This is a genomic window from Streptomyces sp. C36, from assembly GCF_040932295.1.
Lineage (GTDB): Bacteria > Actinomycetota > Actinomycetes > Streptomycetales > Streptomycetaceae > Streptomyces > Streptomyces triculaminicus.
The window spans coordinates 366316-386242 of sequence record NZ_JBFQGI010000003.1; the positions used below are offsets into that span (position 1 = coordinate 366316).

Genomic DNA, 19927 nt, shown 5'->3' on the forward strand with positions numbered 1-19927 from the left:
TCTCCGGCTGCTGCCGTCATGCTGTTCACTGTCACCGGGTCGCTGTCAGCCCTGCCCGGCGAGGGCGGTTTCATGCCACATCGATGCGGCCATCGTTCCGAGCATCGCCTCTTCGCGGGGAAGAATGCCCAGGCGATTCAGCATCATATGAGCCTGGTGGAAGACGAGATGACCCGTTGTGCGGGGCACGTGATGACGCCGGGTGCGGCTCAAGTACGTCGTCAGAACGGCAGTCCATGACTCCGTCCACTGCCGGACGTCAGGGTCGGACTCCAAGGCTGCTGCGCGCTGCCGGACCCCGCGGTCGTCACGCTCCGCGCTGCGACGGAGCAGAGCACGCAGTCCTTCGGCGGCACTGCCCGCGTCCCGGGTCCACCACTGCAGGTGCCGGACCCAGAACTGTGCCGGGTCTATCGCTCCTTCCTCGCCGACCGCGCCGGCGAGCGACAACGCCTCGCCGGCGCCTCGCAGCAGGAGCACCGCGAGAGCCGCCCGGTCCGGAACCCTCGTGTACGCGTTGGCCCACCTGGCCAGGCGGCTGGAGTGCTCGAATACCTCCTCGGCCAGGCGGGTGCCCACCGGGCCGCCGTACTTGTCATCCTCGGGTTCGTAGAGGGCCGCTTCGGCCCCGCTGCGGTGTCCCTGGAAGGGACGCAGGTCCAGCGGGAGCAGCGGCTGGTATTCCGCCTGGCCCCCGTGTCCGAGCCGTACACAGTCGGCACGCAGGGACGGAAGGCGCCGGTGCAGCGCGTCCAGGAGGTCACGGCTTCCGTGGAAGCGCACCCGCAGGTGGGGGCCGTCCCAGTCGGTGTAGCGGATGAAGAACCACCGGTCCGCACCGGCTTCCGCGGCGAGGTCCACCAGCGGCGGCAGCAGCCGGTCCACCGCCGTGTCCAGGTTGTTCAAGCCACCCGGGTACAGTCGCGCGTACCACCAACCCGCGGCGTTCAGCGCCGAGTCGGCGGGGGTCAGCACCGGCAGCGGTGCCCTGCTCATGACTCCTCCAGTCCTGCGTGGGCGGCGGGCCCGTGCCCGCCCTTGCGTTCCGGCCGGCCCCAGCGCAGCAGTGACACGTGCTCAGTGGCGTGTGCGAGCCCGTCTCCGTCCCGCACCCAGTACTCCGAGAGCCCCGGCATGGTTTCGGACAGTCGCACGCTCATCGTCGTGTCGAGGTCCCGGATGTGGTGAATCGCCGCCCAGACCGAGTGCGGGCTGTGGAAGGACAGCCACATGGGCTTGCGGGCTGCGGCCGATGCCATGGACGGCGAGCCGCCGAGCGACAGGAAGACCTCGGCCGGTATCCCGTGTCCGGTGCGCCAGCGGTGCATCCGCCGGAAGAACTCCTCGGGACGTTCGCCCCGCTCGGGCCGGGGCATCTCGTCCGGCGCGAACCTCCATGTGCGCCGACCGAGCACCAGCCGTCCGCGTTCGTCGCCCGGGAGCTCTTCGACGACCCCTTCCGGGAGCGGAGGGTCCACGTCGAGGGGGCTGCGCGTGCAGCACAGACGGGCCCCGTTGACCCAGGGGTCGGCGAGGCACAGCAGCAACCGCGCGACACCGGACACCAGATGGGCCGGGACAACTCCGAGGTACACGGGCGCGACGGCCCGGCCGTCCGCCCCCGTCAGCTCGAGCGTGCCGTTCTCGGCGTCGTGCCGGACACTCGCGGTAGCCCCGGACGCGTCCGGGAGGGCACCTTCGGATCCCGGTTCACCAGGCCACCGCAAGGGCGGAAGGATTCCGTCGGCCGCGTAGTGCATGCCGTTGACGTCGCCGCTCAACGTCACCTGGAACGGCTCCGCTTCCCGGAAGGAGCCGCGGATCCACGTGCGCAGCATGTCCGTCATATCCGGTTCTCCGGGCCCGCTGGCAGCCAGCAGCCGGCGGAAGCGCGCCACCAGTCCGCCCATGCCGGGGTTGTACTGATTGACGACCAGCTTGTACCGGCCCGCCCGCACGTCCTCGGCCGACGCCGCGGCGATTTGGTACAGGACGGCTGTGGTGGGAGGCGCACTGCTGCGGCCGACGGGCAGCCAGGCGCGCGGGGTGGTCGTCCCGATGGCCCGGTAGTCCGCCATCAGCGCGCGGGACAGGCGCTGCCCGTGGGCGGGATCGGCGGCCACTTCCCACAGGAATTGCACCACGTCGTCGCAGTGACCACCCTGCCCGTATCGTCTTACGAACTCCTCGACCAGCAAGTCGTAGAGGTAGGACCGGAAGATGTACGGTCGTACGGTCCTGCCCAGCTCCGCCAGGTCCTGCCCGACGTGTTCACCGGGGATGGCCACGGGCAGGTCCGAGACCGCGTCCTCGTAGACGGCGAAGGGCGCGAGGGAAAGCGAGGTCCCGGCACCGGACCGGGTGGAGGCCTGCAGACGGTCGATGACGGACAGGCGGTCGGGCCCGGGCAGCTCGTGCAGTGTGTGTGTCTCGGCCTCCGCTTCGCGCAGCAGGCTCGCAGTCCTTCGCGCGGCCGGGTCCGTCAGGCGCTCGAGGGCCCTTGCCACCGCGGACAAGGGCTGTTCCTCGGCGTTCGTCCAAGGGGTGACCACGCGCAGCAGGCCCGTGTCCAGCAGCCGCAGACAGGCGGCGAAAGGATCTCTGCCGCCGAGCCTTCCGAGGCAGTCGGCGACGCTCATGCGCGGCCAGGAGGACACCTCCTGGACGAGCTCGGCGTACAGGCCCGCATCGACCAGGGTGTCCGAGCGCCACGCGAGCGCGGCCTTCGGGTTGTAGGACGACGTCATGACGTACGGGCGTCCGCCGACGTGCCGGACGGCGTCATTGGGCTCGACTTCGAAGGCCCGGGCGTACCGCTCGTCCCGGCAGAGCACGTCCAGCCACGAGCGGACGTGTTGCTGGGACACATAGGTGAGTGCACGGCCGTCTGCCGGTACGCCGTCGACCGCGACCGCGGTGAGCCGGGAGAACGGGCTCGTCTTGAGGGCGGCCCGCGAGGCGTAGCCGACAACGGTGCGGGATGCCTTGCTGTGCGGGTGCAGCGGCTTTCCGGTGAGGTGACGCAGCAGGTCGGGTGCGGCGTGTGCCAGCCCCTGGGCGAGCCCCTTGCGGGTGAGCAGTGCGCGAAGCCGGGCCGTGGCGGCCTCGGTCTCCCGTGCGTACACGGCGTCCGTCGCGTTCCGCGTTTCCGTAAGGCGCTGACTCCGCTTCAGCCAGTGTGCGACGAGCTCGCGGGTCTCCGTGTCCAGGAAGCCGCCCAGCCTCCGCGTCTGCTCCTCGGACAGGGCGCACGAGCGGCCGTTGTGGACGGCGCGACGGAGTGACAGCACGGCGCGGCGCACGTCGGGGGCGTCGTCCAGGGAGGGGATCACCGCGTGGAGGGCATCGGCGAGGGGTCCGGCGACGGCCCGCAGTTCCCGTTCCAGACGGGTCTCGGCGGCGAGTGAGGACGAGGTGTCCCGCAACGCCGTGTCGAGGGCCTCGACCGGAAGGTCGTTGACCCGGTGCAGGGTGAAGGGGGACAGCGCGGGGAAGAGGTCGTCCGCCGGACCGGTGGCGGCGGGCGGGGGCAAAGAAGAGACGGTCGTCATGCTCCGCGCACCGCCTCGATGATGTGCCACCAGGAGAGCAGCACTGCGCCCACCAAGAACACTCCGTACGCCAGGCACAGACCGCCGAAGGTCAGATAGCCGGCGCGCTTCGCGCGAGAGGCGGCGAGCAGCTGGCTGGGCAGCGGCACCCGGGTGACCAGGTGCGTCAGGTAGGCGAAGGAGCGGCCGCGCAGGTTCACGGAGCCGATCGCCGACTCCAGGGCCTGGTAACCGTCGGAAGGGAGCAGGGGATTCAGGTTGATCATCATCAGGAAGAGCTGGGAGTAGAGCAGCGCACCGGCCACGTCGGCCACGGCGCCGTGCGTGGACAGCAGCACCATGGCGGTCACGCCCGCCCAGATGGCGTCACTGAGCGGGCCGGCCAGGGCGATGAGGACCCGGGGGGCGCGCTTGCGCACCCGGTAGGCGTCCGTGCGGTCGACGTAGGCGACCGGCATGACGTAGAGCATCAACGTGATGCCCGCTTCCCGGACCGGCACCCGCAGGTACTGGCACACCAGGGCGTGCCCGAGCTCGTGGACGGCGATCTGCGCGGCGAGCAGGAGCATGGCGAGCCATGCCCAGGAGGACAGATGCGGGACGCCGCGTTCCGCGAGGGCGACGCAGACCGCGGTCGTTCCCGCCGCCACGAGCAGCAGCCAGCCGATGACGACCGCTGCGACCGGCAGCTTTCGCAGCAGCCGGGCCACGGGCTCCAGCAGGACGTGGACGGAACGCGTGAGGGCGAATCTGGGCATGCGCTGGCGCAGCGAGTGTTTCATCAGCCGCTGCCTGCGGTTCTGCCCCTGGGGTGCGAGGGTCAGGACGCCCGCCTGCCGCAGTTCGCCGAGAAAGCGCAGGACGGCGGTCTCGATGGTCTCCGGGTCGGCGGAGGAGGACGCCGTCACCCGCCGGACCACCTCGCGTGCCGTGGGAGCGTCGTCGAGAAGGGTCAGGATGACCGTTCCGGCGCGGGACAGGGCGACGTACTGCCCCGTTTCGGTGTCGAAGAGGAGAGGGCGCCCGTCGATGCCGTCCATCTGCTCGATGGAGGTCTTCAGAGCGAGGGGGGCGGTGTCGAGCCAGGCGGTGTCCTCGGGTGCCTCAGCACTGTGCCGCGCACCCGCGTCACCGGCCGCGGCTTTCCTACGGGGGGTGGCAGCTGCTGGGATTCGCATGGCTGACCTCCTGGGGAATACTGAAGGGTGGCGCCGCCGGGTCGGCAATCTTGCACATTGCCGACCCGGCGGCGTTGCTCATGGCGTCAGCTCATGAGCGGTTCGGTCAGCCTGAGTGATCAGCCGGCCGAGGAGAACGAACCGGCGCTGGTGAAGCAGGCGGCGGGGCAGCTTGCGCAGGCCCCCGTGCCGAAGCTGCCGGCGGTGCCCAGCAGGGCCGCGTCGTCGAGCTGCTCGACGGTCATGTCCTCGACGCTCAGGTCGATCGCGAAGGTGTCGTTGGTGAGCGCGCTCACCGAGTCGGTGTGAAGCATGGTCAACGTCCTTTCCGGAAGGCCGGGGGCCTCAGCTGGTGCAGGAAGCGGTGCTGGCGGTGGAGGCGGTCGACCCCGCCGAGCCGAGGGTGCTGGTCGAGGTCCACGTGCCGAGGAGCACGGTCTCGTTCAGCTGCTCGACCTGGAGGCTGCCGAAGTCCTCGGCGAAGAGGTCCACCTGGATCTGGTCGTTCATGCTGACGTCCTTCTCTCTGGAGGATGGAAGGGAAAGCGGGTTCGCCGCTGATCAGCCGGCGGACGAGGCGCTGGCGCTGGTCGCCGCGCTGGACGCCGGGCAGGCGAAGCTGGTGAACGTGCCGAATGAACCCCACGTCCCCAGCAGGGCGGCGTCGTCGAGGACCTCGGCCGTCAGCCCGGCGGCGTCCTCGGCGAACAGATCGATCTGCTCGATCTCACGCATGGAGTGCTCCTTTCAGGAGAGTCGGTTGTGTTGCCCGTGGTACGGGTCAGCCCTGCGAGCTGGCCGTGCCACTGGTCATGAAGGTCGAGCCCGGGCAGGTCAGGCAGCCCAGGGAGCCGACCGTGGCGACGGAGGCGAGCGCCGCCTCGTTGGGAAGGGTGTCGACCACGAGGGAGGTGTCCTCGGCGAACAGGTCGACCATCGGTTCGGCGTTCTGAGCGAGCATGTTGTGTTCCTTCGAGCGGGGAGGACGGTGTCCTCCGGTGAACCGTGCCCTCGGCGAGGGCACGGAGTCCGGGACCGGGCGGTGGTCAGCGGGCCTCGTGGCCCAGTGCCTCGTGGCCCAGCGAGAAGGCCAGCAGCTGGACGTTCCGGTAGCCGTCGACGGGCACCAGCGGCTTGAGCGCAGCCGCCAGGAAGCCGGCGAAGATACTGCCGGCCAGCCCGTGCGAGAGGGCCGTGAGCCAGGCGGTCTGAGCGGCGGCACCGGCTCGGGTCAGCAGCAGCCGGTGTCCGTGCTCGCCGTGCCGGTCGAGCGAGGCCGCCAGCGGGCCGCACACGATCACGATGGCGGGAGCGTGCGCGTACTCCAGCTGGAGGACCAGATCGGCCGCCGCCTCTCCGTCGGGCAGGCCGGCGAGCGGGGTGAAGTCGCCGCGGTCGGGGGAGTAGAGGTACAGCCCTTGCCGCAGACCGGCCACGGACCGGGCCGCGACCAGGAACTCCAGGCCGGCGCCGGCCTCGTGGTCCGGCCAGGCCGACCGGTCGAAGGCCGCGGCCTGCTGCACCACGGAGGTGAGCACCTCGACCGGCACCGGTTCCCCGTCGTAGGCGCGTACGGACTTGCGCCGGCGCAGCACGGTCTCCAGCGGCGTTCCGCTCGGCGGGGCGCTCACGGCACTGATCCCGTGCGCGCCGGCCGGCGCCAGCGCCGCCCGCAGCGCGGGGTCGGAGGACGGGGCCGGGACCAGCAGGTCCTCGCCGCTCAGCCGGCTGCGGGACTGCAGCTCCCGCAGGACGTCGCCGTGGTCCGGCAGCAGCGGGATCCGGCGGGAGTCCGGTTCACGGAGGGCCGAAGGGCCCGTGGCGTGCTTCATCTCCATGATCAGGACTCCTTCAGGGCGGAGGGCCGCAGCAGCAGGACGCCGGTCACGGGTTCGGCGTCGAGGTCGAGGTCGAGCACGTCGGCCAGGTGGAGGTCGTCCCAGCGGTCGAGGGGCTGCGCGGTGAGACCCAGGGAGCGCGCCACATGGCTCATCTGGGCGATGGCCACGCCTGCGTCGAGGTGGACGACACGCCAGGCGAACCCCGAGTACTTGGAGGCGACACGGGCCAGGGCCCCGGTGAGCACCACGGCCACGGGCGAGGACTGCTCCGCGTTCCCCGCCCCCGCGTCCTTGACCGCCGACAGGCGGGCCAGGCGGTGGGAGTGGGTGACGTAGCCCCAGGTGCCGTCCTCCAGCCCGGCCACATCGTGGGTGATCACGTGGAGTTGCACCGAGCCCAGGTTGCCGCCGGTGGGGTTCCACCGCTGGACCTGGCGGGTGGGTTCGGTCTCGTCACGTAGACCGGCACCCCGCAGCAGGACGGATGACAGGTGCCCGAGATCGATGCGTGCCGCCGGCTCGGGGGCTGCCACGCCCAGCGGCGTGTCCGGAAGAGCGCCTTCGCGGGGCAGCTTCAGTGTGCGTGCGCTCGGCCAGCGCTTGCTGTCGTGCTGGAGCGCGATGTTGCCCGGCTTGTAATGTGCCTGATGGTCCCGCGGGTTGAGCAGCTTGCGCGGGGGGAAGCCGACCGACGCCTCGAAGGCCAGGGCGATCGGCACGCCCGCCTCGGTGAGCGCGGAGCGCGAGTCCGTCTCCTGCGGCACCTGGGCGATGACATGGACGGTCTGGGTCCACTCGACCAGGTCGGCCCGCAGCAGTCCGCGGAGGACCGGGGCCGACCCCACTCTGCCGACGACCGTGGTCACCTGGTTGGCGGCGAGGGAAGCAGCGAGGGAACGCCGGACTGTCACCGGCGGCAGGTAGGAGCGTGCCGCGGGCGCGGGCGCGGTGACACGCTGCTGCTCCGCGTCTGCGAACGAGACGGTGAACCTCGTGTCGATGTACGGGCCGACGTCGAGTATGCCGTCGTGCAACCGGACCGGTATCAACGGGACGTCGTGCTCCGCGCACCAGGCGGCGATGCCGTGGAGGCTCGTCGCCGAGTCCTCGGTGAGCGCGATCACCAGGTCGGGCACCGGCGTGTCACCGGACGGTGCGCCCTCGAACAGCGAGGCATCCACCTGCGCCGCCCGCACCATGCCCGCGGCGAGCAGGAGGTCGCCCACGAGCCCACCGAGTGCGGCGTCACCGGCGATGGCCACGCGGGTGTCACGCAGCCGGTCCAGCACCTCGGAGGTGCTGCGGTTCACACGGGTGGAGTCGAGGCTGCGCGACCAGTACCGGGCGGCGTGCGCCGCGGTGCTGCCGGCCTCGGCCCGGTCCGCGGGGTGGGTGCCCGAGGGGTCGCCTTCCTCCAGCAGCCCGCAGGTGTACAGCAGGGCGACCACCTGTGCCACGTGCTCCACGGGCACTCCGGCGAGCTCGGCGATCTCCGCCTGGTCGTGGGTGCCGTCCAGCAGCGGCAGCAGCTTGGGGATGAGGTCACGGGTGGCCGTGCCCCGCAGAATCTGGCGGGTGGGGGCCCCCTCGACGAGCAGCCCGCCCTCGATGGGGAGCTGCACCAGCCCCCGGCAGAGCGCAGGTCGGCGCGGCGCGGTGAACTGTGGATCCGTCGCGACGGCTCGACGCATGTCCTGGGCCGAGATGAGTTTGCTGTTGGCCATGCCATTACCTCACTGACGGGCGGGGATCGAGGGCGCGGCCGGCTCGGCGGCCGTGCCCGGCGCGGACGGTGCCGTGGCGGGAAACCAGGGGGCCAGGTCGTTGGCCAGGTCCTCCCAGCTCGAGCCGGCCGGGTTCCTCCCCGCGTTGGTCCGGCAGCGGTCGCAGCCGTGGACGCCGACCACGCGTGCGCTGGTGATGAGCTGTTCGAGCAAGTGCCAGTGGCGTACGGTCCCCGCGTCCCGCCGCCCGCCGTCGTCCTCCAGACGGTGCAGCAGGTCGAGCACGGATCCCACGGCCAGGGACACGTGCTGCGGAAGGAACCCTTCGGGTCCGGCCGCCGGCTCGGCGTCGTAGTGGGCATGCAGGGAAGCGGTGATCGCGTTGTCCCGCTCGTGCTGGGCGCGCCGCTTGCGGAAGCAGCGGTAGCAGGCACCCGCGCCCGGCACTACCAGCGGGCCGATCCGCAGCCGCGGGTGTTCCGCCACGATGGGGAACCACGGCGTCCGCCAGGCCGCCGACCGGGCGTCGAGGATCTCCGCCAGGTGGGGGGCCTCCCGCCATGAGACGAGGACACGGACGTCCGCCTGCGGCCAGCCGGCGGAGAACTGCTGATGGCTGTCCCGGTCCGAGGTGACCTCGACCCCGTCGTGTTCCCGGAGGAGCTGCTCCGCCACGGCGACACCGAAGTCACCGAGCGCGAGCACATGCACCTTGGTCATGGAAGTCCATTTCTCCGAAAGGTTTACGGTCATGACGGCCAGGATCAGGCGAACGGCTGCGGGAGCGGGTTGATCTCCGCCTCCTGGCGCACCGGGTACCCCATCCGGCGCGGTGCCTCGTAGATCCGCGGGTGGGCCAGATAGCGAGCCCGGTGGGTGAAGGCGAGCGGCACCAGCTCGGGTACGAGCACCCGGACCACGCGGAAACCCACGTCCCGCGCCTCGTCGGTGGTGCACTCCACGGCGACGGCCTCGTAGCCCGCGCGGTCGAGCAGCTCGACGAGCAGCGCGAGGTCGCGCCCGCTCTCACCGGTGGTCATGGTCGGCATCTCGCTGAAGGCCCGCCGCTCCCGGCCGTCCAGGAGGAAGTCGAAGTCGGACCGTCGTTCCGGCCGCCCCATGTACGAGGCGCCGTGGAAGACGTGCTGGAAGTCGTCGACGGACTCCGGCATTTCCCGCTGTGCCTGCATGGCGATGCGGGACGAGGCGGACTCCCGGATGATCTTCGCGACCGAGTCGGCGGGGTCGAGGCTGGTGTTGCACATGACCATCTGCCCCAGCACCTCGTTGTCCGGGGACAGGTCGATCGAGTAGATCGTCGGGATGCCCAGGTCGGTCGTGGCGTCGAAGAAGACGGTCTCCACCAGGCTCTTGCGCGACTTCTCCAGGAACGGCGCCAGCGCGGCGGGCACGTGGTCGAACTCGATGCGCGGCAGGGTCAGTCGCTGGTACCACGTCAGAGCGATGGCGTCCCGCTCCACCACCTCGCACAGTGCGTTGACGAGCGCCTGGCTGAGGTCGGTGTGCGTGGCGCAGCCGGTGGAGATGGGGTTCCAGGCACGTTCGCCCGCCGAGAGGGGGGAGATGTGCATCCACGTCTGTACGGCGGGCACCCACTTCGGCTTTCGCCGCGTGAGGGACCACCCGCGCACCCAGCGCATCGGCGCCCGGGTGTCGATGTCGACGGTCAGCGCCTTGGGGTGGGCGAGCTCCGCGGGCGAGCAGCGGGGGAATTTCCGCAGGTCGAGGGCTTCCTCGCCCAGCTCCTCCGCGGTGGCCCAGATGGTCCGCTCCGGCTGCTCGACACAGGTGGAGTAGCGCTCCAGCGCCTCGGCCACGCTCAGCCGGGCGGCACGCTCGGGGTCCGGTGCGCCGCCTGCGCCGTCCATGTCGCCGCGGGCGCCCTGCCCCCGTACGGAGACGGCGACGTTCTCGGACACGTGGGCGATGTCGCCGAGTGAGGCGGTGAAGATCGGGAAACGGGCGTCACCGGGGTGGTTGGGCAGCCGCTGGGTGCGGTTGACCAGTCCGTAGGGCCCCACCAGGGCGTCCAGATCGGTGAGCCGGCCGAGGCCCGACTGCAGTGTTCTTGTGGTCATCGTTCTTCTCCCTGGTCCCAGCTGAAGAGACGGGCGGCGAGCCCGCCGAAGATCACCGTTCCGGCCAGTAGGACCAGCCAGTCGAGCGCGAGGCCGTGCGCGGAAGTGGCACCGGTCAGGTCATGGCTGAGCGCGTCCACGAGGTAAGTGGTGGGCAGTGCCTTGGAGATGTCCTGCACCGCGGAGGGCAGCAGGTCCAGGGGCAGGAACAGCCCGCTGGCGAACAGGACCAAGGGCATCAGCACTGCCAGCAGGCCGTTGGCCACCTCGGCGTTGCGCATGCGGGCGGCCACCAGATACCCGAAGGCGAAGAGCATCACGGCGCCGAGGAAACCGGTGCCGAGCACCCGTACGGCGTTGGCCGCCGACAGGAAACCGAGTCCGACCGCGATCGCTCCCAGGATCACCAGCTGTACCGCGACCAGAGCCAGCCGCACCGGCGCCTGGGCCAGTACGAAGGTCCGCCTGCGTAGTGGGGTGGTGCCCAGCAGACGCAGCGTGCCGCGGGCCCGCAGTGCGATCAGCGGAGTCGCCGTGCCGAAGAAGGCCATCGACATCAGTGCCATCAGCAGGGCGGTGGGCAAGGATATCTTGATCGGATCGAAGGGCTTTCCGCCGTCAGGGGTCCGGAAATCCACGTCCGAGGCGGGTATCCCACTGTCCCCGAGTGCCGACCGGATACCTTTCAGGGCACCGAACTTCGCGGAGTCGATGACGACGAGCACGTGATCGCCGGACGGTGCCGACGGATACACGATCGCATCGTAACCGGCCAGGTCACCATTCTCCGGAAGTGCCTTCCCGCGCCATGGATCCGCCTTGAAACCATCGGAATCCGACAGCTGTCGGACGATTTCCCGTTGCTTGCCCGAGGGTGCCACGGCCAATTTGTACGAGCCGCCCGTGTTGAGCAAGCCGATACCGATGAACATGGCGACGAAGAGCAGTGGGAAGAGCAGGACGAAGAAGATGGTCTTGCCGTCCCGGAAGAGTTCCCGGCTGTTGGTCCTGACCAGTTGCGCGAAGGCAGGAGTGGGCGTGGGCATCATTCGCTCCTCTCTTCGTTCGTGGCGGACTTCGCGGCAAGGGCACGGAACACTTCGTCCATGCCGCCCCGGGCAACGGCCAGGTCCGATGCGGCCCACCGCTGCTCCGCGGCGATGCGCCGAAGGGTTGCGTCGCTGTCGGTCGTGCGGACCCGGACGGCCACCCTTCCGGGTCCGTCGGGATGCGTCTCCAGCGAGGACACGCCGGGTAGGGCGCGGACCTTCTCGAGGTCGGTGCCGACATCGGTGGTGAAGCTGACCACGCTCGTGGTCGTCAGTGCCGACACGAGCCGTTCCGGTGTGTCACAGGCGGCCACCCGGCCGTCCACGAGCACGGCCACGCGGTCGCACAGCTCCGTCGCCTCGTTCATGTCGTGCGTGGTGAGCAAGGTCGTGCCGCCGTTGCGGCGGTGCTGCCTGATCACTGCCCACAACAGCTCCTTGGCCTGCGGATCGAGCCCCGCGGCCGGCTCGTCCAGCACGAGGACGAGAGGGCGGCCGATGACCGCCACGGCGAGCAGCAGCCGGCGCGCCTGCCCCCCGGACAGCGCCTTGACCCGTCGGTACGCGGAATCCGTCAGACCGACGCGTTCCAGCACTTCGCCGACGTCGTCGGGTGCAGGGTAGAAAGAGGCCCAGAGTTCCACGGTTTCCCGCACGGTCTGCTGCGGGAACAGATTTGCTTCCTGCGGCTGTACCGCGACGTGCTGCCGGAACTCTTCCCCTCCCTCGACCGGATCCGTCCCGAGCACCTTGACCGATCCGGACGACGGCCTGCGAAGTCCGGTCAGACATTCCAGCGTCGTCGTCTTTCCCGCACCATTCGGTCCCAGCAAGCCGAAGATCTCACCCTGACGAATCTCCAGGCTCACCTCGTCGACGGCTCTCTTCCCGCCGTACTCCTTGGACAGCTCGCGGATCGTGATAACGGTCCCGGTGGCCGGTGTCCCGTCAACCCCCACGTCGTTCGCCGGGGTCACCGTCCCTTCTGATTTCTCGCTGTCCGTAGCCAACGGGCTTCGCTCTCCCTTCACGGACCCGGAGTTGTCCGGCCGGGCTCCGGTGCTTGTGTTCGAATCCTTTCGCGTCGGGGTTTGCGGTGGCCTCACCCTGAAGGCGGAGTCGGGTAGTTCCTTCGAGGTAGCCCGGGAGGTCCCCCACAAGCCTCGGGGGCGTCACGGGTCGCCGAGGGGCGGCGGTGGCGCTGACGAAGCCCCCAGACGCAGGCGCGGGATCGGAAGTGGGCTCCGCGCAGGTGATCACGGCTGATGCCGTAGGCGGTGAAGCCGTCGATGACGAGCGGGAAGAGGTACGTCAGCAGTCCGCATACGTGGGTGGCGACGGCCATCCGCTACAGGGCGTCGTACGAGAATGCGCATCCAGGCCGAGCAGCATGAATGTCCTGGGGTGGGCGGCGTGGTTCGGGGTGACCACGCGCTCGTACCGGCGCTCATGCGGTTTCTCGCGGACGTCGGTCTCACCGTGCCTGCGCAGGAACTTCCGGTAGCACTCGCCGGCCCCCCAGCCCCTGAGGGCCATTGCCGTGGTGGCGGATCACTCGCGTCTCAGCCGGCCACCCGCGGCAGCCGCGGATTCAGCAGCTCCGTCACCGCCACCACCCCGAGCTGCACCAGCGGCGTCACCACCAGCGCGTCCCCGTACCCCGCTGAGCGGGACCGGCCGCGCCCGGTACGGCAGCGGAGCCCCGATACGGCGGCAGGGCCCGTACCGCGCGTCGCGGTCCGGGCCCTGCCCTCTGGGGTGCCGCCCTGCGGCGGCCGTGCGTCAGCTCTGTGCGGTGTCGTCGCTCGCCTGCCCGGCGGCCTCGGCCGCGCGTGTCTTTTCGCGCATCTTGCGAACCAGCTCCGCCTTCTTGTCGGCGGCGCCCTGGCGGTCGAGGTTGCGGTGCGGACCGTTGTTCTGCCGTTCGGCGCGGGACAGCTTCTTGCGCTGGCCGCCGCCCTGGCCCACGGGGTTGTTGATGTTCTTGCTGTCGGTCACGGGTTCTCCCGGTGGTGATGTGAAGTGATCTACGGATTCATCGGTGGGGGACGGGCGCGGCGACGTCGAGGGACGTCAGCGGGGCCCGTCGCGCTCTCACTCGTAAATCGGCGTCTGGAAGAACATGACAAAGACGTTACCCGGTTCCGCCTGCCCCGCGCGCCAAGATTTTCGCCGCCCCGGCGCCGGCCGGGCCTTCGGCGAGCGCCCGGGGACACCCCCCGGGACGTCGAGGCCGCCATCGCCACCGGATCGGAGATCCTCGCCGTTGCATCAGGTATCCACAGTGCCGATGAGCTGGCCGCCGCCGGCGCGTCCGTGGTGCTGCCGGACCTGTCGGACATGGAGCGGGTCATCGCGCTTCTGGAGGGCTTCGCGGGGCGCTGAAAACGTCCCGGGACGTCCTCGGGAGCGTCCGTATACGCGGTGATGCGGTCCCAGCCCCCTCGGCCACGATCAGGGCTCCAACGAGACGACTGGCGGAAGGGGGGGCACACATGATCGGGGAGGTCACCCAGATCCGCAGGATCCGGATGCTGTTCCTGCAGCTGCATGGCTACCGGATCGAGCGTCGGTTCACCGAGATCTGCACCCCTGCGGGCGCGGCCCGTTGGATCCGGGAAACCGCTCGCTCCGTCAGCGAAGCGCGAGCCCCGCTGCCCCGCCACCGTTGTGATCCCCACGGCCACGGGGTGCGGACCGTCGCAGCACCTGACACCTCCACACACCACAGACTGCCCGCCGGACCCGGCGGGAGATCGGTAGAGGAAGGAGCGTCAAGTGAAAGACACCAAACCCTCCGTCGAGGAGGGCCTCCTGATCGCCGTGGAAGCACTCGCGAGCGTCCACGACCGGCACGACAGCAACGCCTCCGACCCGGGACAGGGCTCGTCTGGCGACGGCCCCTGGCCCACCGGTGACGGGCTGAACCACGCGGCGTAAACGCCACCGGCTCCATGGCGGAGGGGCCGCAGTGCGCGGCCCCTCCGCCTCTCAAGCCCCATCCGAGGCAAGGAAAGGGGGAACGGTTTCATGGAACACCGTCTGGTCCGCGCGGTTGAAGAGGCGCTGGGGTGGGACGGCCCGGCACCGCCAGGAAAGGAGTTCGCCCGGGGCAGCATTAGCGACCCCCAGGTCGTCTCCAGGCTCCTCACGCCACAGCGGCTGCTCGACATGGTCATGCGGCGGAGCGTGTCCAACCCGCAGTTCCGGTTCTTCAAGGGCGGCGAGGAGCTGCACCCCGATGCGTTCCTGAACCGGCAGGTCACACCGCGGGGGCAGGCCATACCAATGGCCGACATGCGCCGCGTCGGCAATCACCTGCGGGACGGGGCGACGCTGGTACTCGACCAGTCGAACGTCTTCGACGCCACCATGGAAGTGGCGTGCCGAGTGTTGCAGTGGTGGTCGCGCGAGCACGTCCAAGCGAATGTCTACCTGACCACGAACGACGCCTCCGGCTTCGACCTGCACTGGGACGACCACGATGTCGTCACCGTGCAGCTCGCCGGCGAGAAGCAGTGGGAGGTGCGCGGTGCCTCCCGTCCTGTGCCGATGTACCGGGATGCCGAGCGGAACAATAAGCCCAGCGAGGAGATCGTGTGGACCGGCACCATGAAGGCCGGCGACGTTATGCACATCCCACGCGGCTACTGGCACGCGGCCACCCGCGTCGGCCGCGGTGACGGGCACAGCACCCATGTGACCTTCGGTTTCGCGAAGCGCACCGCCGTGAGCTGGCTGACCTGGCTGGCCGACTGGTCCCGCCAGGAGGAGATCTTCCGACATGACCTCAACCGCTGGGGCAGCCCCGACCAGCAGCAGGACCAGCAGCGCCGGCTGGCCACGGAGGCCTCCCGTCTCATCGACGCCCGCCATCCGGCGGAGTTTCTCCGGCGCCGCGAGCAGGAAGCGCCCCCCAGCCGCCACATTCCCTTCCTGGACATCTTCGGTCCCCTGGAGGCCACGGTGTGCGTCACCGACTTCCCGCCGGCGATCACGGAAGACGGAGAGACGGTCGTCGTGGAGGCTGCAGGCAAGAAGCTCACCTGTACAGCTAAGGCACTGCCCGGCCTCCGCGTGCTGCTGAGCGGGCACCCCGTACGGCTGAACGAGGCCTCCCGCTCGCTGGGAGCCGAGATGGAGGCACTGGCGAAGGTCCTGGTGGAGGAGGAGCTGTGCGCGAGCCTGACCCCCGAATTGTCCTCGGGCTACACCGGTCTCGTTACGAACGCCGGATCCTGACCAGCGCGCTGGATCTGGACATCACCGCGATCGACACCAGCTTCAACTACCGAGGCTTCACCGCCCACACCACCCTCGCGGACGTCGCAGGCGATCTCCTGCCCCGCTTCACCCTCTCCACCAAGGTCGGATTCTTCCCCGCCGCCGACCAAGACGAGCACTCCCTCGACCCGGCCCGCCTCCGGGCCGCCCTGGAACAGACCAACCGAGACCTGGGCCTAGCGCCGGACGTGGTGTTCCTGCACAACCCGGAACGCTCACTTCCCACGCCCGCGGCTGCGGCCCGGGACGCCCTCGGCGGGTCATGTGCCACCCTGGCCGCAGCCACGCAGGCGGGTCTGTGCGGTGTCTGGGGCATCTCCTCCTGGGATCCCCGCCCCCTGCCCGGCCTTGTCGACGCCACCCTGCCCAGGCCCGCCGTTCTCATGGTCCGCGCGGGCCTCCTCGCCGGAATCGACGTTCTCGAAGCCTCTGAAGCGCTTGCAGCCCGGTGGGACCTTGCACCGGACCAGGTCTGGGGGATGAGCCCCTTCGGAGGTGATACGACCGATCCCGTGTGGGGACGGTTGGACCCTCGCGTCTTCATCGCCGACGCGGACGACGCCCTCTTCGCCCTCCAGGCCGCGTTCCGCACGGCCTTCTCTCTCCCCGAGGTGGGAAGGATCGCCGTCGGCACGGACAACCCCTCCCACCTCCGGGAACTGACCGACGCCCTCCGATACGAGCCCGACGACAGCCGGCTGCGGACGTACCGGCAGCTCCTTCGGCAGCGGACCGGCCGTCAGACGGATTGAAGGCCCGCCGCGACCTGCTCTGCCATCCGCCGGGCGGGTTCGAGGCGAGGGTCCTCGGGATGGGCGTCCGGGGCAAGGATCCTCGCGCAGATGAACAAGGTCATCAACTTGCCGTCCCGGCTCTCCAGGTCGTGCCGCCGTTCGTGGCGCACACGTTCGGCGAGATCCGGGACGGCAAGGGAGTTGCCCCACAACGACGCGGCATCCAGCCCCCGCGGGGCCAAGCCCCAGTCCTCCCAGTCGAACAGGCAGAACTCAGGCCCGGTCATGTTCGCCCAGTTCAGATCGGCATGCGCCGGCCGCCACTGCCGTGCCTGGGTGTCGACGCCAGCCGGGAGGAATCGGCGCACCGCCTCCGCCACTCCGCTCTGCGTGATCGTCACGGTGTCGGGGGTCGCGACCCGGCTCGTGCTCTGCGCGGCGAGGGCATCCAGAGAGCGGTTCAGTGCCTCCCACCACGCCCCCGGCAAGTGCGGATCAGCCACCAGCACGCTGCTGCCGATGGGTGAACCGGGTAGCAGATCGGTTTCGTCGGCACGCCACATCACCGGCTCGTCCTGGTGTCGCCACGCCGCGCCCCGCCGCCATTGCGGCTTCGCGACGCCCACCAGCAGCGCGGCGCATTCCGTGCCGTTCCAGCCCTGGCTCCCGATCTTCTCGAACCGGCGCCGCTCGACACGTACCCATGTGCCGCGGTCCGTCTTGGCGCCGAGCGACCGGCGCTTCCGAACGAGAGTGGCGCGGTCCAGCTGAGTGCGAAGCATCCGCTCGACCTCATCCAGAACGATGTCGGTCGGCTCAACTCGCAAGTCAAAAGCGGTGGTAGCTGATGCGGAAGACGTCACTGGACCTCCTTGGCGACTGACCGACGTTAGCAAGTAGATCGGTCCTATGGGGGCCAAGAGGGAGCAGGCGTGACGCAGAAAGGTGACGGCTCTTGGCCCGAGATCGCGGTGGCCATCCTGGTGCACGAGGGCCGCGTGCCGCGGGACGCCGCCCCCCGGCTGCGTTGCGTCCGCTACAGCCAGTCGCGGCGCTTGAAGATGAAGTACAGGCTCACGCACACCAGCGCCATCAGGCCGATGGCGAAGGGGTAGCCGAACATCCAGTGGAGCTCCGGCATCTGGTCGAAGTTCATGCCGTAGATCGTTCCCACCAGCGTCGGTGCGAACAGAATGGCCGCCCACGACGAGATCTTCTTGATCTCCTCGTTCTGTTCGAAGCCCGCCTCGGCCAGGGCGCGCATCTCGGCGTTCTGTTGCTGGGTGACGAGGGTGGCGTTGACCTGGAGGATGTCGGTCAGGGCGGAGCGGAAGCCGTCCACGCGTTCGCTGGTGTGGGTGACGTGGTCGGCGACGTCGCGGAGGTAGCGCTGGAGTTCGTCGTCGGTGCCGTATTTGGCGAAGCCGGCCATCAGGCCGTGCAGCATGCCGACCAGGGGGCGGGTGGCGCGCTGGAACTCGACCATTTCGCGGGCGAGTTCGTAGATGCGGCGGGAGACGGCCGGGTCGCCGCCGAAGACCTCGGTCTCGATCTCGTCGATGTCGTTCTGCACGCCCGCCACGACCGGGGCGTAGCCGTCGACGACGGCGTCGAGGATCGCGTAGAGCACGGCCTCGGGGCCCAGCGCCAGCAGCTCGGGGGTGGTCTCCATGCGGCGGCGGACGGCCGAGAGGTCGGGGGCGGCGCCGTGCCGGACGGTGATCACAAAGTCGGGGCCGACGAAGACGTGGAGCTCGCCGAAGTCGACCTCCTCGGGGGCGTCGAGGTAGCGGGCGGCCCGCAGGACGACGAAGAGGGTGTCGCCGTAACGTTCCAGCTTGGGGCGCTGATGGGCCTCGAGGGCGTCCTCGACGGCGAGCTGGTGGAGGTCGAACTCCTCGGCGAGGGAGACGAGTTCGTCCTCGGTGGGGCGGTACAGCCCGATCCAGGCCATGCTGTCGGGCTGTTCGCGCAGCTGGCGGTAGGTGTCGGCGAGCGAGCCCGGCGTGGCAACCCGGTGGCCGTCGCGGTAGACGGCGGCCTGGACGACGCTGCCCTGGTCGGGGGCCTGGCCGTCGGCGGTGTCGGGGCCGGGTTCGGAGGCCCGGCCGTCGGCGGGGCGGCCGTTCGGGCGCAGCCAGGAGTGCTTCCTGGGTGAGGACGACCGGTGGCGGGGAGGGCGCTCGGGCATGGTTCTGTGTCCCTCTCGCTCGTCACTGGCTCGCAGAACAGGATATACAGCCTCAAAAGAAACCCCCAGGCCGGGGCGGGCGCGTCAGGCGCCCCTCAGTGACCTCAGGTGCAGGCGCAGGACCCGCCGCATGTCGTCGGTGGTGATCCGGTCGGGCTGGAGCACGGCGGTGAGGGCCAGGCCGTCGAGCAGTGCGACCAGCCGCAGGGTTTCGGCGGGCACGTCGAGGTCCTCGGGGAAGCCGCCCTCGCGCTGCCCCCCGCGCAGGACGCGCTCGACCATCTCGCGCATGCCGGTGTGCAGTTCGTCCGCGCGGGGCCGCAGTTCGGGGCGTACGCGGGCCGCGGTGGTGAAGGCCAGCCACAGCACCGCCTCGTCGTGGCGGGGCGCGTCCAGGGGCAGGAGTTCGGCGAGCAGCTCCTCGACGAGGGAGGCGCGGTCCGGGCCGCCCGGGGAGGCGAGCAGTGGCTCGACGCGGCTGCGGACCCGGACCTCGACGCGGCGGGTGAGTTCCCGCATGGCGAAGAGCATCAGCTCGGAGTGGCTCGCGAAGTAGTGCCGGACCGAGCCGACGGCCAGCCCGGCCTCCTCGGCGACGTTGCGCAGGGACGCGTTCTCCAGGCCGTCGCGCACCGCCACCCGGAACACGGCGTCGGCCACCGCTCTGCGGCGGGCCTCGGGGTCGACGATCTTTGGCATGTTGCCGTTATAGCACGGGCGGGCTAAATTCTTTTTGGCACAACCGAGCTATTTAAGGAGCGCGAAGTGAACCCCTGGCTGCTGGCCGGCGTCGTCGCCGTGGTCGCCGTCGGTGTCGTCGTCAAGAGGCTGGCCGGTGAACCCCTCAACGCACGCGACCTGTTCGCGCCGCCCCTCGTGCTCATCGGGATCGGCGCCTGGGCGCTGAAGGACGCCCGGGGGCTCGGGGCCGCGGACTACGTCTGGGTGGCCGCGGGCCTGCTGCTGGGCGTGAGCCTCGGCGTGCTGCGCGGGCTGACCATCCAGGTCTTCGAGAAGGAGGGCGTGCTGTGGCAGCGCTACACGGGCCGGACGTTCGCCGTGCTCGTGGGGTCGGCCCTGATCTCGATCGGCTTCGCGATGCTCGCGAGCCGCATGGGCATGCATCCGCAGGCCCGCCCCACCCAGCTCTCGATCGGCGTCGGCTTCCTGGGCGAGGCGCTGGCGGTCGGCGCGCGGGGTCTGACGAGCGGCGTCCCCTTCGCCCCGGAGCGCAAGCGCTAGCCTGCGCCCGGACCGCCCGGACCGCCCGGACCGC

At 70.2% G+C, this 19927-nt stretch carries 21 protein-coding genes and 1 pseudogene; 5 read left to right on the plus strand and 17 right to left on the minus strand.

From position 1 onward, the window contains the following. Positions 1-45: 45 nt before the first annotated feature. From AB4K12_RS11415 to AB4K12_RS11480, 14 genes are all read right to left on the minus strand, one after another. Positions 46-996: a lantibiotic dehydratase C-terminal domain-containing protein gene (locus AB4K12_RS11415; RefSeq protein WP_368434100.1), complete on the minus strand. Its 951-nt coding sequence runs from the start codon at positions 994-996 to the stop codon at positions 46-48. Beyond that, on the minus strand, positions 993-3551 hold the full coding sequence (locus AB4K12_RS11420) for a hypothetical protein (protein ID WP_368434101.1): 2559 nt from the start codon (positions 3549-3551) through the stop codon (positions 993-995). Before AB4K12_RS11420 ends, AB4K12_RS11415 begins: the two co-directional genes overlap by 4 nt. Continuing rightward, positions 3548-4729 carry a PqqD family peptide modification chaperone gene (locus AB4K12_RS11425; protein ID WP_368434102.1) on the minus strand — a complete coding sequence of 394 codons (1182 nt, stop codon included), beginning with the start codon at positions 4727-4729 and terminating at the stop codon, positions 3548-3550. Before AB4K12_RS11425 ends, AB4K12_RS11420 begins: the two co-directional genes overlap by 4 nt. A gap of 119 nt (positions 4730-4848) precedes the next feature. Then, positions 4849-5043: a thiocillin family RiPP gene (locus AB4K12_RS11430; protein ID WP_368434103.1), complete on the minus strand. Its 195-nt coding sequence runs from the start codon at positions 5041-5043 to the stop codon at positions 4849-4851. A 31-nt stretch (positions 5044-5074) separates the two neighbouring features. After that, positions 5075-5239, minus strand: a complete 165-nt coding sequence (locus AB4K12_RS11435) for a thiocillin family RiPP (RefSeq protein ID WP_358625453.1) — start codon at positions 5237-5239, stop codon at positions 5075-5077. Between the two features lie 51 nt (positions 5240-5290). Next, positions 5291-5464, minus strand: a complete 174-nt coding sequence (locus AB4K12_RS11440) for a thiocillin family RiPP (RefSeq protein ID WP_368434104.1) — start codon at positions 5462-5464, stop codon at positions 5291-5293. 46 nt (positions 5465-5510) lie between these two features. Next, the gene (locus tag AB4K12_RS11445; protein ID WP_358625449.1) at positions 5511-5690 is read right to left on the minus strand and encodes a thiocillin family RiPP; all 180 of its coding nucleotides are present in this window, start codon (positions 5688-5690) and stop codon (positions 5511-5513) included. Between the two features lie 85 nt (positions 5691-5775). Then, entirely contained in the window at positions 5776-6567 is a 792-nt protein-coding gene (locus AB4K12_RS11450) for a nitroreductase family protein (RefSeq protein ID WP_368434105.1), read from the minus strand. Between the two features lie 2 nt (positions 6568-6569). After that, positions 6570-8294 carry a SagB family peptide dehydrogenase gene (locus AB4K12_RS11455; protein ID WP_368434106.1) on the minus strand — a complete coding sequence of 575 codons (1725 nt, stop codon included), beginning with the start codon at positions 8292-8294 and terminating at the stop codon, positions 6570-6572. A gap of 9 nt (positions 8295-8303) precedes the next feature. Continuing rightward, entirely contained in the window at positions 8304-9014 is a 711-nt protein-coding gene (locus AB4K12_RS11460; protein WP_368434107.1) for a TOMM precursor leader peptide-binding protein, read from the minus strand. 44 nt (positions 9015-9058) lie between these two features. Next, complete coding sequence (locus AB4K12_RS11465; protein WP_368434108.1) at positions 9059-10393, minus strand: YcaO-like family protein; 1335 nt, start codon at positions 10391-10393, stop codon at positions 9059-9061. Beyond that, positions 10390-11439, minus strand: coding sequence for an ABC transporter permease (locus AB4K12_RS11470; RefSeq protein ID WP_368434109.1), 1050 nt, complete (start codon positions 11437-11439; stop codon positions 10390-10392). Before AB4K12_RS11470 ends, AB4K12_RS11465 begins: the two co-directional genes overlap by 4 nt. After that, entirely contained in the window at positions 11439-12419 is a 981-nt protein-coding gene (locus tag AB4K12_RS11475; RefSeq protein ID WP_368434110.1) for an ABC transporter ATP-binding protein, read from the minus strand. The genes AB4K12_RS11470 and AB4K12_RS11475 overlap by 1 nt, the downstream gene beginning before the upstream one ends. Before the next feature lie 805 nt (positions 12420-13224). Continuing rightward, the gene (locus AB4K12_RS11480; RefSeq protein ID WP_368434111.1) at positions 13225-13440 is read right to left on the minus strand and encodes a DUF6243 family protein; all 216 of its coding nucleotides are present in this window, start codon (positions 13438-13440) and stop codon (positions 13225-13227) included. A gap of 210 nt (positions 13441-13650) precedes the next feature. Between AB4K12_RS11480 and AB4K12_RS11485 the strand changes: the two are divergent. The 4 genes and pseudogenes from AB4K12_RS11485 to AB4K12_RS11500 all read left to right on the plus strand — a co-directional run. Beyond that, positions 13651-13827: pseudogene (locus AB4K12_RS11485) on the plus strand (HAD family hydrolase); the annotation flags it as partial. A 393-nt stretch (positions 13828-14220) separates the two neighbouring features. Then, entirely contained in the window at positions 14221-14382 is a 162-nt protein-coding gene (locus AB4K12_RS11490; RefSeq protein ID WP_368434112.1) for a hypothetical protein, read from the plus strand. Positions 14383-14472: 90 nt separating this feature from the next. Then, positions 14473-15684 (plus strand): cupin domain-containing protein, encoded by a 1212-nt coding sequence (locus AB4K12_RS11495; RefSeq protein WP_368434113.1) that lies wholly within the window; start codon positions 14473-14475, stop codon positions 15682-15684. Next, complete coding sequence (locus AB4K12_RS11500) at positions 15618-16478, plus strand: aldo/keto reductase (RefSeq protein ID WP_368434114.1); 861 nt, start codon at positions 15618-15620, stop codon at positions 16476-16478. Before AB4K12_RS11495 ends, AB4K12_RS11500 begins: the two co-directional genes overlap by 67 nt. Here AB4K12_RS11500 and AB4K12_RS11505 read toward each other — a convergent pair. The 3 genes from AB4K12_RS11505 to AB4K12_RS11515 form a co-directional block, all read right to left on the minus strand. Further along, complete coding sequence (locus AB4K12_RS11505; RefSeq protein WP_368434115.1) at positions 16466-17323, minus strand: hypothetical protein; 858 nt, start codon at positions 17321-17323, stop codon at positions 16466-16468. The two genes, AB4K12_RS11500 and AB4K12_RS11505, sit on opposite strands and share 13 nt — an antisense overlap. A 173-nt stretch (positions 17324-17496) precedes the next feature. Further along, positions 17497-18651: a magnesium and cobalt transport protein CorA gene (locus AB4K12_RS11510; RefSeq protein ID WP_368434116.1), complete on the minus strand. Its 1155-nt coding sequence runs from the start codon at positions 18649-18651 to the stop codon at positions 17497-17499. Positions 18652-18735: 84 nt separating this feature from the next. Continuing rightward, positions 18736-19350 carry a TetR/AcrR family transcriptional regulator gene (locus AB4K12_RS11515; RefSeq protein WP_368434117.1) on the minus strand — a complete coding sequence of 205 codons (615 nt, stop codon included), beginning with the start codon at positions 19348-19350 and terminating at the stop codon, positions 18736-18738. Between the two features lie 66 nt (positions 19351-19416). Between AB4K12_RS11515 and AB4K12_RS11520 the strand changes: the two genes are divergently transcribed. After that, complete coding sequence (locus AB4K12_RS11520) at positions 19417-19893, plus strand: DUF1453 domain-containing protein (protein ID WP_368434118.1); 477 nt, start codon at positions 19417-19419, stop codon at positions 19891-19893. Positions 19894-19927 lie beyond the last annotated feature (34 nt).